Source organism: Bradyrhizobium sp. USDA 4486 (assembly GCF_054057995.1).
This window is the reverse complement of the sequence record NZ_JBSRZV010000001.1, coordinates 2,204,490-2,220,052: the sequence shown is the minus strand read 5'-3', so window position 1 is coordinate 2,220,052 and position 15,563 is coordinate 2,204,490. Positions and strand designations below refer to the sequence as shown.

Below are 15,563 nucleotides of genomic sequence, written 5' to 3'. Positions count from 1 at the left end.
CGTTCGGATCCGATAATTCACAGCTGATTGCAGTCGACACGCGGTTCCACGCAGGATCGTGCTTGCCCCCTCGTTTCCGATGAGAAACAATTCGCGCGAGTTGTGTAGCGTAGTTGCGGGGGCGTGACATGCGCAAGCAGGACCTAGGCTTCGACTATCACCGCTATCACCGCCTGCTGACAGAGGCGGACGACGAGGACAAGCGGCTCGCCCTGATCGAGCTCCTGATCGAGGAAAAAGCCCGCGACCGGTTGGCGGCGCAGCGTGCCTCGGACCGGGCCGCCATGACCGCCCACACCATCGCCACCGTACTGAGGAACGGCCGCGGCTGAGGATCGGCGATCCCATTGCGGCGCTGCGAATGCGCGATCGGATTGTGATTCCGTTAACGATCCCTCGAAATCTCGCGTCAAACCTTTTGCGCTAAGAGTTCCCTCACCTGATGCAATTCAGGGTCAACACAAAGGGGGGAATGAACATGAGCATGATTTCGCTCGCCGCGATGCCGGCTGCTGTCGAAACGCGTATTGCCGATTCTGCCTTCAAGACCATCGCGCTGTTCTGCTGCATGGGCCTCGCCGCCTCGTTCGGCCTGATCGCGCAGGGTATCGACCTCAGCGCCGGCCTGATGTGACATTGCGTTTGATGATTGGAATTGGATGATTGCGCCGCGAATGGCCGCCCTTCGAGGGCGGCCATTTTCGTTGGCGGCACGGTTGCCAGCGGCGCCTTGGTCGTCGCTCAATGCGGCGCCTTCACCGTGATTTCCGGAAACATCGAATCGATCATTGCCTTGAGCTGATCGATCGAAATCGGCTTGCGCAGGATCGGCCTGCGCCGCAGCAAGGACGGCAGCAGCTCCGGCCCGTAGCCGGTGGCGAACAGGAACGGCTTTCCGCGGCGCTCGATCAGGTCGGCGACGGGATCGACGTAGACGCCCATGAGATTGATGTCGAGGATGGCCAGATCGTACTGGGCGGTCATGGCAAAGGCGCTGGCGTCGCGGACATTGTCCGCTTCCGCGACGACATGGTGGCCGAGCTCCTCCACCATGTCGGCGATCATCATCCGGATCAACGCCTCGTCTTCGACCAGGAAAACGGAGAGTCCGTCCGCCATATCAACCCCGCAGTCAGCCTAGCGAAGCTAATTATACCCGAATTGCGGAGAGGATTCACGAATTCGTGGCGCGCGCCGTTAATTCAGGCGCGCCCGATCCGATTCAACTTGATCAATCCAATCCGCGCTCATGGCTGAGGCGCACCATCTCCTGGATGAAGACCTGCTTCTGCTTGTCATCGAGGCTCGAATAGAGCGGCTCGGCGGCGTCGGCGACATTGCGCTGGTCGGCGGCGCGGTCGATCAGGAATTGCGCCTCGTTGCGCATCTGCTCGATGATGTCATCAGGCGGATCCCGCTTCGCCCGCGCAACCCGCAGGTTGAGCCGCTCCGCACCATTATGCCCGAGGTAGTGCATGGCGCTGGAGAAGCCGTACCAGTGCTTTTCCTGATCGGGCGTGAGGTTCAGCTCGCTCTTGATCCGCTCGATATAGGAATCGCTGTTGGCGACGATCTGATCGGCGGTGAGCTGCGGCGCCCCATTCTGGGTGAGAACCGCGACATCCTTGTTGTCTTTGGCGTCCTGCGGCGCGTTCCTCGCTTCCTTGGTCGCCTTGGCGCCCTTGCCCGCCTTGGCGCTCTTGGCATCCTTGTCCTTGCCCGCGCCCTGCTGCTTGGCGTCCTTGCTGGCATCCTTATTGCCGTCCTTGGCGGCCGGCGCCTGACTGGCATTGTTGTTGTTGCCGACGCCGAGCACGCCGGTGAAGACGCCGACCACGCCGCCGATCGCGCCCCCGAGCACGCCACCGACCGGACCCGCGGCCTTGTTCCCGGCTGCCGCGCCGTCCTGAACGCCCTTGACCAAACCTTGGGCATTCGCCACCGCGGCTGCGCCAAGCAGCAGCGCGAGCACGGACCCCAGCGCGAACCATCGCCGCAAATGAAGCCGCGCAGGTGTCGCCGGGTTGATCATTCTCGTCTCCATCGTCGATCTGATTGGCCGTTCGGGGTGGGAGCCACCCGCTGGTTGCAACTCTATCGTTTCCACCGCTTCGAGGTCCAGACGCTGCCGATCGCTGTCCACGCCCGAAAAGTCTTTCGCGCGAAGCGGTTACGCAGGCTTATTCGAAACTGCGGCGTAATTGCGCACGACGTCTTCCTGGCCGGCTTGCGCGAAGTGTGCGTCGCAAAAGGAGCGCGCGCGGTTCACGGCCGGAGCGCGATGCCGTCGCGGTTTCAGGCACAACGTTAGTTCTAGACGATCGCCATTCGGTTTTCTCGACAGACGCGAACAATCATGATCTGATCGCGCTACCAATTTGCCGCCGGAGCTGACGGCACCAAAAAGAAACGTCGAACGACAAACTCCAAGAAAAATCAAAGAGCTCGGAAGAGTTCAGAGGAAACACCAGAACAATAAAACACCCAAGCGAGGAAACGAGATGTCACGCAAGACACTGACGCGACGTCAATTTGTGGCTGCCACTGCAATGTCCTCCGCGGCGCTGATCACGGCGCCCTATGTCCGCGGCGCCTACGCCGCCGGCAAGCTCTCGATAGGCTTCTGGGACCACTGGGTGCCAGGCGCCAACAAGGCCTCGACCGATCTCGTCAATGAATGGGCCGCGAAGGAGAAGGTCGAAGTCTCCATCGACTACATCACCAGCAACAACAAGAAGATCGAGCTGACGGCCGCCGCCGAGGCGCAGGCCAAGTCCGGTCATGACATCCTTCAGATGCCGAGCTGGTGGCCGCAGGCGTATGCCGAGAATCTCGAGCCGCTCAACGACGTCATGGAGCCGCTCATCAAGCAGAACGGCGATGTGAACGGCACTGTCAAGTATCTCGGACAATCGGGCGGCAAATGGCTCGCGACACCCGCGACACCCGGCAGCCAGATCAAGGGCCCCTGCTCCCGCATCGACTTGATGAAGAAGCATGCCGGCATCGACGTGCAGGAGATGTATCCGGCCGGCGGCCCGCCCAAGGTCGAGAACTGGACAATGGAGACCTTCCTGAAGGCGGCCGAGGCTTGCCACAAGGCCGGCTTCGCATTCGGCATCGGTCTTGGCGAGACCACCGACAGCGTGGACACCGCCGGCGCGATCTTCCAGTCCTTCGGCGCCGAGCTCGTCAACGCCAAGGGCGACATCACGGTGAAGACCGATCAGGTTCGCCAGGCCATGGAGTTCTACAAGAAGCTCATCGCGTTCCTGCCGCCGGACGCACCGTCCTGGGACGACGCCTCGAACAACAAATGGCTGATCTCCGGTCGCGGCGCGATGATCCTCAATCCGCCGAGCGCCTGGGCCGTTGCCAAGCGCGACGCGCCGCAGGTCGCCGAACAGTGCTGGACGCACGGCTTCCCGTCCGGTCCCAAGGGGCGGTTTGCACCGTACCTGCCCTACTTCTGGGGCGTCTGGAGCTTCGGCAAGAACAAGGAGGCGGCCAAGAGCCTGCTCGTTCACCTGTCCTCGCCAACGTCGATCGAGAAGTTTGTTGCGGTGAGCGGTGGCTACGACCTGCCGGCCTACGCCAACATGACCAAGTTCAAGACGTGGGAGGAGGAAGGCCCGCCGAAGGGAACGCTCTTCCACTATCCGGACCCCTACAAGCATCAGACGCTGTCGATCGCAGCTTCGCCCGCGCCGCCTAAGGTCGCGCAGCAGATCTACTTCCAGGCGACGCTGACCAAGATGGCGCTACGTTTCGCGCGGGGCGAAACGATGGAGCAGGCGCTCGCCTGGGCCGAAGGCGAGTGCGAAGGCTTCATGCGGAGCTAGGCTGGGATGAGACAGGCGGCGCACGCGCGTGCGCCGCCTGCATCCGTTGTCCGATCCGTATGACCGCAAAGCCGACCCAAGCGGCCGGCCTTGCAGTTGAACTGTCTGCAAAGAAGCTGAGAGCTGATTTAAGGAAGCTGACATGGCCGAAGTCGTCGTTGAGCGAGGTCGCGTCGCCCGTGCGACGGGCGCGCGAAAGGGATCAAGCCTGCGCAATGCGCTCGGGCGGAAATCGACGGTTGCGTTCTTCCTGACGTTGCCGCTGATTCTCCTGATCGCGCTGCTGGTGCTCTACCCCGCCTTTTATTCGCTCTATCTGGCGACGCTGAACAAGGCGATGACGAAATTCGTCGGCCTTAGCAACTTCACCTTCCTGTTCAAGCGCGAGACGTTCTGGATGGTGGTGAAGCAGTCCTGCATCTTCGCGATCACGGCCGTGATCTTCAAGGCGCTGATCGGCTTCATCGTCGCGCATTTCGTCCATAACATTCCCGGCAAGAAGCAGCGCAAGTGGCGCGGCATGTTGCTGGTGCCCTGGGTAATCCCTCCGGCGATGAGCACGCTCGCCTGGCTGTGGCTGTTCGACCCCTCCTACAGCGCCTTCAACTACACGCTCTCCTTCTTCGGTGTCGGGCCGATCCCATGGCTCGGCGACACCTTCTGGGCGCGCTTCTCGGTCATTCTCGTCAACGTCTGGTACGGCGCGCCGTTCTTCCTGATCATGTATCTGGCGGCCCTGAAATCCGTGCCCGACCAGCTCTACGAAGCGGCGGCGATCGACGGCGCCAATTGGTGGCAGCGGATCTGGTACGTCACGCTGCCGATGATGCGCAATATCATCGCGATCACCACCCTGTTCTCGCTGATCGTGACCTTTGCCAATTTCGACATCGTGCGCATCCTGACCTCCGGCGGCCCGCTCGATACGACGCATCTGTTCGCCACCTGGGCGTTCCAGGTCGGCATCCAGAGCAGCGACATTCCGCTCGGCGCCTGCGTCTCCCTGTTCATGGTGCCGATCCTGGCCGTCGCAGCGGTCTTCATCCTGCGTGATGTCAACAAGCGAGGGAACGAAGCCTGATGAGCACACTCGCAATCGACAAGGCTGGCCCCTCCAGGAAGGTCAAGTATGGCAGCATAAGCCGCGACCGCGCCTGGGCGCTGCGCTGGTCCTATTTTTTCCTGGTGCTGTTCGCGATCTTCTTCCTGACGCCGCCGCTCTACATGCTGATCACCTCGCTCAAGAGCAGCGCGGAAATATCGGCGGCCACCAACCCGTGGTGGGTGTTCCATCCGACCCTGTCGAACTATGTCGAGCTCCTGACCTCGAACCAGTTTTTGCGTTTCTTCTGGAACTCGTCGATCATCTCGATCACGGTCGTGATCATCACGATGCTGATCAGCATCCCCGCGGCTTTCGCGCTGGCGCGGATGAAGTTCTGGGGCTCGGCGACGCTGGCCACCGGCGTCTTCCTCACCTACCTGATCCCGGACAGCCTTCTGTTCATCCCGCTGTTCAAGATGCTCGGGGTGGTCCAGGACCTGACAGGCATCACGCTGCTGAACCGGTGGTACGTCCTGCTGTTCATCTATCCGACGCTGACGGTGCCGTTCTGCACCTGGATCATGATCGGCTATTTCGCCTCGATCCCGAAGGAGCTCGATGAGGCCGCGCTCATCGACGGCGCCTCTTGGCTGCAAACCCTGACGCGGATCTTCATCCCCGTCGCGCTGCCCGGGCTGATTGCCGCGACCATCTTCGCCTTCACGGTGTCCTGGGCGCAGTTCCTCTATCCGCTGGTGTTCACGACGTCGATAGATCAACTCGTGCTGCCGGTCGGCATCACCACGACCCTGATCAAGGGCGATGTGTTCAACTGGGGACAGATCATGACCGGTGCGCTGCTGGGTGCGGCGCCGCCGCTGATTATCTACGCGTTCCTGATGGACTACTACATTGCCGGCCTGACCGCCGGTGCGACAAAGGGTTGATGTCTCATGGCCGACGTTGCTTTGCGGAAAGTAGTTAAGCGTTATGACGATGTCGAAGCCGTGCGCGGCATCGACCTTGATATCGCCGATCACGAGTTCATCGTGCTGGTCGGCCCCTCCGGCTGCGGCAAGTCGACTACACTGCGCATGATCGCAGGCCTCGAGGACATCAGCGACGGCGACATCATGATCGGCGGCGACGTCGTCAACGACGTGCCCCCAAAGGATCGCGACATCGCCATGGTGTTCCAGAACTACGCACTCTACCCGCATATGACGGTGGCCGAGAACATGTCCTTCGGGCTGCGCCTGAAGCACTATCCCAGGGCCGAGATCAAGGCGCGGGTGACCGAGGCCGCGCGCCTGCTCGACATCACCGACCTGATCGACCGCAAGCCGAAGCAGCTCTCGGGCGGCCAGCGCCAGCGCGTCGCGATGGGCCGCGCCATCGTGCGCAACCCCAAGGTATTCTTGTTCGACGAGCCGCTATCCAATCTAGATGCGAAGCTGCGCGTGCAGATGCGGATCGAAATCAAGAAAGTGCATCAGAAGGTGCGCACCACGACGGTCTACGTCACCCACGACCAGGTCGAGGCGATGACCTTGGCCGACCGCGTCGTGGTCATGAACAAGGGCCGCATCGAGCAGATCGGCACGCCGAACGAGCTCTACCACAAGCCGGCCACGCGCTTTGTCGCCGGCTTCATCGGCTCGCCCGCGATGAACTTCATCCCGTGCCGGCTCGAGGATTCCGGCGGCACGCTCCAGATCCGCCTGACCGACCGCGTGGCTTTCCCGCTGCCGCCGGCCCGCGCCGCGCGCTACAACGCGCTGCCGCGCACCGACAAGCTGCTGCTCGGCATCCGGCCCGAGCATCTCACCGAGTCGCACCCGCATCTGGCGCCGGGCGTCGAGACCTTCGAAACCGTGCTCGACGTCACCGAGCCGATGGGGATGGAGACCCTGGTCTATTTCGGCCTCGACGGCACGCCCGTCTGCGGCCGCGTCGATCCCAATGCCGGCGCCACGGACGGGGCTCCCATGCGTTTGGCAATGGACCTCAACAATATGCACCTGCTAAACGAGGAGACCGGCGTCGTGCTGTGACGCCGGCTCAAGAAACGCGAGGCAGGCAGGGGAGCGATGGCGACCAACAAGAAGAAGATTTTCGTTACACAAACTTTGTCGCAAGGGGCACGCGCTCTCCTCACCCAGCGGGACGATATCGAGCTCGTCGAGTTTTCGAACCTGATCTCGGCTAAGGATTTCGAGGCCCTGCTGAAGAGCCATGCGCCGGTCCATGGCGTGGCGCTGGGTGCCACCGCCTTCGGCGAGACCGAGCTCGAGGCGTCCAGGGACATGAAGGTGGTGACCCGCATCGGCGTCGGCTACGACGCCGTCGATGTGCCCGCCCTCTCCCGCCGCAAGGTGCCGCTGATGGTCGCGGGCAGCGCGAATTCGCCCTCGGTCGCCGAACAGGCGCTGTTCATGATGCTGACGCTGGCCAAGCGCGCCAACGAGATGCACGCCTGCGTCAAGGACGGCAAATGGGCCGACCGGCTCGGCATGCTGCCGTTCGATCTCTACGGCAAGACCGTGCTGATCATCGGCTTCGGCCGCATCGGCAGCCGCACCGCCGTGCGCTGCCTGGCGATGGAAATGAAGGTGCAAGTCTACGATCCCTACAAACCCGCCGCCGAGATCAAGGCGGCCGGATGCGAGCCGGTCAGCGATCTCGACGCCGCGCTGCCGAATGCCGATTTCGTCACCATCCACTGCCCGAAGACGCCGGAGACCGTCGGTCTGTTCGACGCGGCACGGATCGGCCGGATGAAGCCACGATCCTATCTCATCAACACCGCCCGCGGCGGCATCGTGAGGGAAGCGGCGCTGTACGATGCGCTGGTCTCCGGCAAGATCGCCGGTGCCGGCATCGACGTGTTCGAGGTGGAGCCGCCGCCGGTCGGCAATGCGCTGTTCGCGCTGCCCAACGTCATCATGGCCCCGCATGTCGCCGGCGTCACGGTCGAGGCGGTCCAGCGCATGAGCGAGCAGACCGCGCGCAACATTTTGAGTGTGCTGGACGGCGATCCCATCCGGCAGAACGTCATCAATCAGGACGTGCTGGGCTGAAAAACCGAAACGCGCGCAGCTAAAGCGTGATGGATCATCATCGCGCTTTAGCTTGTTGTTTGAGCATGATCTTTTCCGGATCATGCGCGGTCCGCCCGCCTTCGGAAGGCCAGAATGCGTCCCATTTTGGTGCAGATCGGGCCCCAACTCAGCCTTAATCGAACCCGCGTAATATATCTGGCCGCGGCGGCAGGGGGACAGACTTGCCGGCCGCGTCGAGCTGGAGGATGGACCCTTGTCAGAGATCGACCCGACCGACCACGCGCTCGCGACCATCGCCAGCATCCTGGAGCACCCCGAGCCGGGCCCCGTCGTCCGCGAAACCGAGATCATCCGCGAGACCGAGATGGTCGCCGCCGGTGAGCAGCCGTCCGCCGAAGAACATGAAGAACGTGCTGAAGAAGATCATGCGGTCGACGAGCATCCGGTGGTCGACCAGCAGCCATTGGTGCCTGATCACACCGATGCCGACGGCTACAGCAAGGTCGGTCCGGGCCCGATGGTGGCGATCCGCCTGAAATGGACGGTGCATCGCGGCGACGACGGCCAGTACTACGTCCACGAGACCATCGGCGAGCAGTCCGCGCCCGTGGTCAGCGGCCCGATGACGAGCGAGGCCGCCGTGCGCTTCGTCGACGAGCACGAGGACGAGGCCCACCGCCGCTTCGAGCTGCTCCGCAGCGAAATCGCCGGCCGGAGCTCGCTCGCCGAGTTCGAGCGGAAGGGCGAAGCTTAAGGCAGTTCGCAGACCAGATGTTTCTGCACCTCTGTCTGTCGGAGAGGACTATTTTGCACGACGTGAGTGCGCGCCTCGTCCTTCGAGACGACCGCTTCGCGGTCTCCTCAGGATGAGGCTAAGCGGGATCGGTGCACGTCAAGACTACGGCTGCACACTCGATCCTCATCCTGAGGGCCCGCCGACGGCGGGCGTCTAGTGTCCTGAACCAGAAGTTCGCAACATTGGTCCGTTTTGTGCCGGGGTATTGTATCGGCAGAAGCGCTCGATGGAAGCAAGGATGTCGTCAGCGGACTTGGTCCATCGGAAATGGTTTCGGATCGGCATTGTGTCGTTCGATGAACGAGGTGATGTCCGCCCTGAGGGCAGCGACACTGCGATAGACGCCGCGCCTGATCTTCTTATCGGTAAGGAGCGCGAAGAAGCGCTCGACCTGATTGAGCCATGACGAACTGGTCGGGGTCAGGTGCACATGCCAACGCGGCCTTTTGGCTAGCCATTTCCGGATCAGCGGCGTCTTGTGCGTTGCATAGTTATCCATGACGAGATGGACGTCGAGTTCGCCCGGTACGGCGGCCTCGATCTCGTCGAGGAACTTGCGGAACTCGGCGGCTCGGTGGCGTCCGTAGCATTTGCCGATGACCCGTCCGGTCGCAATGTCGAGAGCGGCGAACAGCGATGTGGTGCGTATTGCCTCATGTACTGATGCTCCCGGGTGCGATCGGTTGCCTCATTTATTTTGCTCCTGGCTTGAGTTGAGGAGGAGGCCGGGTGCGGAGATGGCCGGGGTTTCGGAGCGCCCGGCCTCCTCCGCTGGTACCTCGCACGTCATTGGGGTGTTGTGACCTCGTACCCTGGCGGCATTTTCTCGCTAGGAGCGAACAGCAGCGCATTCGCTTGCTCGCTGCGCCAGGATTTCAGCCGACGTTGAAGGGTTCGAAGAAGCTTGTTCGGATAGGCTCCAGGATATTCCATCTGCAAGCGCGAGAGCAGTTCGCTGCCAGTCCGCCAAGGCTCAGCTTCAAACCATTTTCGCAAATCTGGCGTTGCTCGGATGAGCGGGTCGGGACGACGTCGGCCTCTTTTCGCCTTCACGAGTGGCCGATCCGTCGGTCGCATGGCTCCGTCCTTCCAGGCCGTGCGCAAGCTTGCCAGGAAGCGATCGATCGGTTGCGATGCCACAGCAGGATGGCCGATTGGTTGGGTATCAGCGAGGGCCGCGAGGCGCTCCTGCACGTCGCGGATGTCGCGCAACAACGCGACTGGATCGAGAGCGGCATAGATTTCTTGGAGATGATGGCGGACAGCGTCAGGCGTGCGGGCGTCCGCTGCCAGGCGCTGGTGTGGTGTAGCCGGCGCGCTGTATGTCTTGCGTACACGGGCACCGTCGCGCTGCTTGGCTATCAATTTGAACGAGGGTTGGAAGAAGTTCACGAACAGCCGCGCCGATCGATAGAGTTCAGCCAGCAGCTTGGCCGCTTCCAGGCCCTCGAACCGACGATAGCCGACTATCCTGCGCACGACGGCGCCGTTCTTCTGCTCGACGAACGCCTGGTCATTTTTTCGGTAGGGCCGGCAACGCGTGAAGACGATGTTGGCCGCCTCGCAGTAGGCTTTCAGCGTCTCGTTTATGAACACCGTATCATTGTCAGTATCGAAGCCGAGCAGCGCAAACGGCAATTGTTTGCGCAATTCCGTCAGCACCGTGCTCAACAGCGTTTGTTCGCGCACGATCAGAGGAGCGCACTCCGTCCAGCCGGTAGCAATGTCGGTGAGCACGAGGGTCTGGATGAAGCTGCCGCGCGCAGATGGACCGCTATGCGCGACAAGGTCGGCCTCGACGAATCCGGGCGCCGGATCATTCCAATCCGCCGACGTCCTTATTGGAACACTGCGACGCAACGAGTGCGTCGCGTGCCGCCGACGCTTGCGACCTAATCCTTCTCGGACCCCCACCAATGCGCGGTCGATCGTCGCAGCGCTCATTGCCAAAAGTTTGTCGCGGATCTCGGGGGTAAGGTCGAGGTGGCCATGCCGTTCCATCGCCTCAATCAACGCAGGCATTAACGCCTTCAGCCGCTTCCCGCAGATCCGGTCTGACGCCTCCCAAAGGAGCACGAGCGCGTTGTGTTCTACCTCATTATACATTCGACGTCGCGCTCTTCGGCTTGGGCGCGCGTCTTCCTGACCTCGAAGTAGTCGCATCGCATGCTTGCGATGGAATCCGGTGATGTCGACGAACTCGTCCAATATCCGCGTCTTCTTCGCGCGATCCGAACGCCGATAGCGCGCGCCTGCTGCCGCCGTCAGTTCCTTCCGCGTTGCCATGCTTAGCCAGCCCATCTTCGCCCCCGCTCGCTCCCGATCCAAGGGAGCAATTTACGTGAGGCAACGGCTCAGCATCTGGTAACAATTAGGGCGAGGCAATGCGTGGTGCCGTGCCTTTTGTAGTCATGGCTCCTTCGAGCCGGCTGACCGGGACGCATCGGCAGCATCGGCTGACTGCGGTCCAGCGCCTGGATTTGGGACTTTTCGTCTACACACAGAACGATGGCGTGTGCCGGCGGCGAGACGTAAAGGCCGACGACGTCGCGCACCTTGGCGACGAAGTTCGGATCGGTGGAGAGCTTGAATGTCTCTAGCCGGTGCGGCTGGAGCCCGAAGGCCCGCCAGATGCGTTGCACCGTTGACACCGACAGGCCGCTGGCCTTCGCCATGCCCCGAGAACTCCAATGAGTGGCGTTCTCGGGGCAGCTTTCCAGCGTCCGCACGATCACGGCTTCGATGCGGGCATCGTCAATGGTGCGCGGCGCCCCGGAACGCGGCTCGTCGTGCAACCCGGCCACGCGCTGCTCTACAAAACGCTGCCGCCACTTGCCTACCGTTCCCCGCTCCAGGCCTAGCTTGGCCGCCACCTCCTTGTTCTGACCGCCTTCCGCGCAGGTCAGCACGATCCGGGCTCTCAGAGCCAGCGCCTGCGCCGTTTTCCGCCGCATCGTCAGCGACTGAAGTTCGGCAAGCTCATCATCGCTCAATATCAGGGGCGCAAGCCGCTGGGCCGACATCAGATCCTCCGTCGCTGTTACAGCCGCCATCCCTGGCACAGCGACGCGAATCTACTGCGAATCTACGATTGCGAACTTGTGACTCAGGACACTAGAAGGATGGCCGCAAGCGAGCTTCCCGCCACGTTCTTCTTCATATGCGATGGCCCTGCTCCACTGGGGAGAGCTAGCCCAGCCTACTTCCTTCCCAAAAAATCCTTCTTCACGAGCTCGACGCCGGCGTGCCGCAGCAGGTCGTAGGCCGTCGTGACGTGAAAGAAGAATTGCGGGATGCTGTTGGTGAGCAGCAGCGTCCGCCCGGTAAAGGGCAGCTCGGTCCCGTTCTTCAGCCGGAAGAAGACCTTCAGCTCCGCTGCCGCGTCGATCTCGGCGCGCGGCAGGCTTTCGATGAATTCGATCGAGGTCGCGATCCGGGCCTGAAGGCCGGCCATGTCATGCTCGAGCGGCGGCAGCGCCACCGGCTCGCACTGTGCCAGAAGCGCCGGAGCAACCACTGCATGGCGGCAGGCCTCGCCGACCTGCTGGGCGAGATCATACATGTTTGGCGCCATGCGCATGCCAAGCAAAACCGCCGGATTGAACTTGCGCGTCTCGGCATAGGCAACGCCCTTGTCGAGCAGGACCGACAGATTGCGCAAATACGGCACGAAGAGGCCGACCGAGGCCTCGTACATCGAGATCGTCACGACAACATTCCCTTCAAATTCCGTCTCGCCAGCAACTGGCATCTGGTCTAAATCCACACGTCGAGAGCTGCACAATGACAGCTCGGGCATGGGTGGAAAAGAGATGATCGTTCGTATAGTGGCGGCTCTGGCCGTGGTCCTGCTGGCAAATCTTTCGGCGCACGCACAGCAGGCGGCGCCCTCGCGCCTCGACGAGATCGTCAAGCGCGGCACGTTGCGCGTCGGCATGACCGGCGACTACAAGCCGTTCACCTACCTCGACAAGGCCACGCAGCAGTTCTCCGGCTTCGACGTCGACATGGCCGAGGCGCTCGGCAAGGCGCTCGGCGTCAAGGTCGAGTTCGTACCGACCGCCTGGCCGAAGCTGATGAAGGATTTCGAGGCCGACCAGTTCGACATCGCCATGGGCGGCGTCTCCGTCACCCTCGACCGCCAGAAGAAGGGCTACTTCTCGACGCCGATCATGCGCGAGGGCAAGACGCCGATCACCCGCTGCGCCGACGTCGGCAAGTACCAGACGCTAGCCGACATCGACAAGAAGGGCACCCGCGTTATCGTCAATCCCGGCGGCACAAATGAGCGCTTTGCGCGCGCCAACGTCAGAGACGCCGAGATCACCGTTTTCCCGGACAACACCGTGATCTTCGACGAGATCGCCAAGGGCAATGCCGATCTGATGATGACGGACGCCTCCGAGACCCGCTACCAGCAGAAGCAGCATCAAGGCGTGCTCTGCGCCGTGCATCCGGACAAGCCGTTCGACTTCTCCGAGAAGGCCTACTGGCTCCAGCGCGACATGGCGCTGAAGGCCTTCGTGGACCAGTGGCTGCATATCTCCATGGAAGACGGCAGCTACAGGAAGATCTACAGCGCCTGGTTCGACTAGGGCGCTTCCCCGTTCCGAGTCCGTCGGGAACGGCGCTCCAGGCCGCGGCCTCCTGTCGCCTGCCTCTGTCAAACTTTGGACCGGCTTGAGGCCTATTGAACCCGGAACAGCGGGACGACGACTCATACCGAGACAGTGATCTAGATCACGTTTCGGAATGAAGCCGGCGCGTAAGCGTTGGTGCGGGACCACCTGTTCAGGAGATGCGAAATGAGGAAGCTGTTGGCCACGGCCGCATTCCTTTTGGCGAGCACCGCTGCCCAGGCGCAGTACACTTTCGAATATGGCGGGCACACCATCCGCATCGATCCCGACCGCGGCACGGTGCAAATCCCCGGCGTGTACGACAACACCGGCCAGGGCAAGGTCAAGAAGGCCAAGAAAAACGAGAGCCCTGCGGACAAGCAGCCGCCGCAACAGGCCAAGGCCGATCCGCAAGCGCCGCCCGCGCCAGCACCGGCACCCGCTCCAGTCGCAGCGCCTCCAGCCGAGAAAGCTCCGGCTCCCGCACCGGACGCCGCAGCACCGCCGCCGGCGCCGCCTCCACCTGCTCCGCCTCCTGCAGCAACCGCCAGCAACGCTCCGGCCGAGACGGCCGTGCTGCCGTCGCCCGCACCGCCTCCGGCCCTCGCGCCGGTCGAGCAGCACGCCGCTCCGGCCGCGGCTCCGCCGGCGGCCCCGCCCGTGGCCGCTGCCCCTCCGGCGCCGCCTCCGCCTCCCGCTCCGGCGCCCGCCCCCGCTCAGTCCGCCGCCGTGGCCCCGCCGGCTCCCGCAGCGGCGCCCGCGCGCGATCTCAATTCGCCGCTCGGCGTCTGGCTCACTGAGGAGAAGGAAGGCAAGGTCCGCATCGAGCAATGCGGCAACAATCTCTGCGGCTATTCGGTCGATGCAAAATCGAACCAGAACGGCGAGCAGGTTCTGATCAACATGAAGCCCGGCAAGGACCAGAAATGGTCCGGCCGCATCCTCGACCCCAACTCCGGCTCGACCTACGATTCAACGATCGCGATGAAGGGCACCGACCGGCTGCGTGTGCAGGGCTGCGCCTTTGGCGGCATGTTCTGCGGCGGCCAGACCTGGACGCGGGTGAACTGAGTTCGGGCGACACGCTCTGACGAGACAAGGGGCCCGCACGGGCCCCTTTGCTTTTGCCTACCGCATCATTGCGACGTGCTGCAGCTCACGCAGCGCCTCGCGCGTGACAGCCCTCACATCACAGGTTCAGCACCGGTGACAGGATCCCCGCATGCTCAACCCCAAGGTGCGTGTCATGAACGGATTTCGCAGAGCTCTCCTCGCCACCATTGTCGCCCTCGCCTTCCCGCTCGCGCAGGCCGATGCTGCGGGCTCCACCTTCGACGGCACATGGAATGTCCGCATCTCGTCCTCGAGCGAGACCTGCGGCAATGGCGTGACCGTCGCGATCGGCATCAGCAACGGCCAGATCGCCTCGAGCAGCGCGGCGGTGACGGCCTCGGGCCGCGTGGCGAATGCCGGCAGCATCAACGTCACCCTGAGCACCGGCATCAAGCGCGCCGTCGGCTTCGGCCGGCTCAGCGGCACCTCGGGCGCCGGCACCTGGCGCGGCGCGATGTGCACGGGCACGTGGACCGCGGAGCGGATGTAGGTGGCCGTGTCCCGGACAAGCGGCGACGCCATCGCGCGTTGAAGACGCGCGTGAACGCGCTTACGGCGTTGCTGCGCAGAGCCGGGACGCAGCACTCATTGTCATTAAATGGCTCTGGGTCGTGGATCGGCGACGCATCGTCTTGGGGCGATGCGTCTTGTCCGCGACATGAGTGCCTTAGCCAACCGCTGCGCCGTACTCCGCATCCGTCACCGGCTCCAGCCACGTCGAATAGACGCCGTCGAGCGCTTCCTGCATGGCAATGTGGCACATGCTGTTGTTGGGCGAGGCGCCGTGCCAGTGCACTTCACCTGGCGGAATCCAGACGGTGTCGCCGGGCCGGATTTCCTTGACCGGCCCCCCCTTGCTCTGGACGCGGCCGACACCCGAGATCACGTAGAGCGTCTGCCCGAGCGGATGGTGGTGCCAGTTGGTGCGGGCGCCCGGCTCGAACGAGACGCGCGAGACGTTCAGCCGCGCCGGCGCGGGCGCCATGTTGATGGGGTCCTGCAACACGGTGCCGGTGAAGTTTTCCTTCGGCGCGCGGCGGGTCGGCCGCGTGCCGGCGAGCGTGATGTCCATGGGATACCTCGTTT

At 63.0% G+C, this 15,563-nt stretch carries 16 protein-coding genes and 2 pseudogenes; 11 read left to right on the top strand and 7 right to left on the bottom strand.

All coding sequences use genetic code 11. The features are described from left to right. The first annotated feature begins 128 nt into the window (after positions 1-128). Both ACVWY3_RS10865 and ACVWY3_RS10860 read left to right on the top strand, forming a co-directional pair. Positions 129-332, top strand: a complete 204-nt coding sequence (locus ACVWY3_RS10865; RefSeq protein ID WP_456838428.1) for a hypothetical protein — start codon at positions 129-131, stop codon at positions 330-332. Positions 333-478: 146 nt separating this feature from the next. Continuing rightward, on the top strand, positions 479-634 hold the full coding sequence (locus ACVWY3_RS10860) for a hypothetical protein (RefSeq protein ID WP_456838427.1): 156 nt from the start codon (positions 479-481) through the stop codon (positions 632-634). Between the two features lie 107 nt (positions 635-741). On the opposite strand, the gene ACVWY3_RS10855 is transcribed toward ACVWY3_RS10860, so the two are convergent. Then, the gene (locus ACVWY3_RS10855; RefSeq protein ID WP_456838426.1) at positions 742-1,119 is read right to left on the bottom strand and encodes a response regulator; all 378 of its coding nucleotides are present in this window, start codon (positions 1,117-1,119) and stop codon (positions 742-744) included. 112 nt (positions 1,120-1,231) lie between these two features. After that, on the bottom strand, positions 1,232-2,032 hold the full coding sequence (locus ACVWY3_RS10850; RefSeq protein ID WP_456838425.1) for a Spy/CpxP family protein refolding chaperone: 801 nt from the start codon (positions 2,030-2,032) through the stop codon (positions 1,232-1,234). A 469-nt stretch (positions 2,033-2,501) separates the two neighbouring features. Here ACVWY3_RS10850 and ACVWY3_RS10845 point away from each other — a divergent pair, with 469 nt between their 5' ends. The 6 genes from ACVWY3_RS10845 (at position 2,502) to ACVWY3_RS10820 (ending at position 8,703) form a co-directional block, all read left to right on the top strand. Then, entirely contained in the window at positions 2,502-3,842 is a 1,341-nt protein-coding gene (locus ACVWY3_RS10845; protein WP_456838424.1) for an ABC transporter substrate-binding protein, read from the top strand. Between the two features lie 142 nt (positions 3,843-3,984). Beyond that, the gene (locus tag ACVWY3_RS10840) at positions 3,985-4,923 is read left to right on the top strand and encodes a carbohydrate ABC transporter permease (RefSeq protein ID WP_456838423.1); all 939 of its coding nucleotides are present in this window, start codon (positions 3,985-3,987) and stop codon (positions 4,921-4,923) included. After that, the gene (locus tag ACVWY3_RS10835; protein ID WP_456838422.1) at positions 4,923-5,834 is read left to right on the top strand and encodes a carbohydrate ABC transporter permease; all 912 of its coding nucleotides are present in this window, start codon (positions 4,923-4,925) and stop codon (positions 5,832-5,834) included. Before ACVWY3_RS10840 ends, ACVWY3_RS10835 begins: the two co-directional genes overlap by 1 nt. A 6-nt stretch (positions 5,835-5,840) precedes the next feature. Continuing rightward, entirely contained in the window at positions 5,841-6,941 is a 1,101-nt protein-coding gene (locus ACVWY3_RS10830; protein WP_456838421.1) for an ABC transporter ATP-binding protein, read from the top strand. Between the two features lie 36 nt (positions 6,942-6,977). Next, positions 6,978-7,967 (top strand): hydroxyacid dehydrogenase, encoded by a 990-nt coding sequence (locus ACVWY3_RS10825; RefSeq protein ID WP_456838420.1) that lies wholly within the window; start codon positions 6,978-6,980, stop codon positions 7,965-7,967. Between the two features lie 235 nt (positions 7,968-8,202). Further along, the gene (locus ACVWY3_RS10820; RefSeq protein WP_456838419.1) at positions 8,203-8,703 is read left to right on the top strand and encodes a hypothetical protein; all 501 of its coding nucleotides are present in this window, start codon (positions 8,203-8,205) and stop codon (positions 8,701-8,703) included. Between the two features lie 195 nt (positions 8,704-8,898). Here the strand turns inward: ACVWY3_RS10820 and ACVWY3_RS10815 are convergent. The 4 genes and pseudogenes from ACVWY3_RS10815 to ACVWY3_RS10800 all read right to left on the bottom strand — a co-directional run. Next, positions 8,899-9,418: pseudogene (locus tag ACVWY3_RS10815) on the bottom strand (IS630 family transposase); the annotation flags it as partial. Positions 9,419-9,531: 113 nt separating this feature from the next. Then, on the bottom strand, positions 9,532-11,046 hold the full coding sequence (locus tag ACVWY3_RS10810; RefSeq protein ID WP_456837153.1) for an ISNCY family transposase: 1,515 nt from the start codon (positions 11,044-11,046) through the stop codon (positions 9,532-9,534). Positions 11,047-11,114: 68 nt separating this feature from the next. Then, positions 11,115-11,768: pseudogene (locus tag ACVWY3_RS10805) on the bottom strand (IS630 family transposase); the annotation flags it as partial. Between the two features lie 176 nt (positions 11,769-11,944). Further along, entirely contained in the window at positions 11,945-12,442 is a 498-nt protein-coding gene (locus ACVWY3_RS10800; RefSeq protein WP_456843336.1) for a DUF1993 domain-containing protein, read from the bottom strand. 115 nt (positions 12,443-12,557) lie between these two features. Here ACVWY3_RS10800 and ACVWY3_RS10795 point away from each other — a divergent pair, with 115 nt between their 5' ends. From ACVWY3_RS10795 to ACVWY3_RS10785, 3 genes are all read left to right on the top strand, one after another. After that, positions 12,558-13,340 (top strand): transporter substrate-binding domain-containing protein, encoded by a 783-nt coding sequence (locus tag ACVWY3_RS10795; RefSeq protein ID WP_456838418.1) that lies wholly within the window; start codon positions 12,558-12,560, stop codon positions 13,338-13,340. 210 nt (positions 13,341-13,550) lie between these two features. Continuing rightward, on the top strand, positions 13,551-14,435 hold the full coding sequence (locus ACVWY3_RS10790) for a DUF2147 domain-containing protein (protein ID WP_456838417.1): 885 nt from the start codon (positions 13,551-13,553) through the stop codon (positions 14,433-14,435). Positions 14,436-14,586: 151 nt separating this feature from the next. Beyond that, positions 14,587-14,967 (top strand): hypothetical protein, encoded by a 381-nt coding sequence (locus ACVWY3_RS10785; RefSeq protein ID WP_456838416.1) that lies wholly within the window; start codon positions 14,587-14,589, stop codon positions 14,965-14,967. A 177-nt stretch (positions 14,968-15,144) separates the two neighbouring features. Here the strand turns inward: ACVWY3_RS10785 and ACVWY3_RS10780 are convergent, their stop codons facing one another. Then, the gene (locus tag ACVWY3_RS10780; RefSeq protein ID WP_456838415.1) at positions 15,145-15,549 is read right to left on the bottom strand and encodes a (R)-mandelonitrile lyase; all 405 of its coding nucleotides are present in this window, start codon (positions 15,547-15,549) and stop codon (positions 15,145-15,147) included. Positions 15,550-15,563 lie beyond the last annotated feature (14 nt).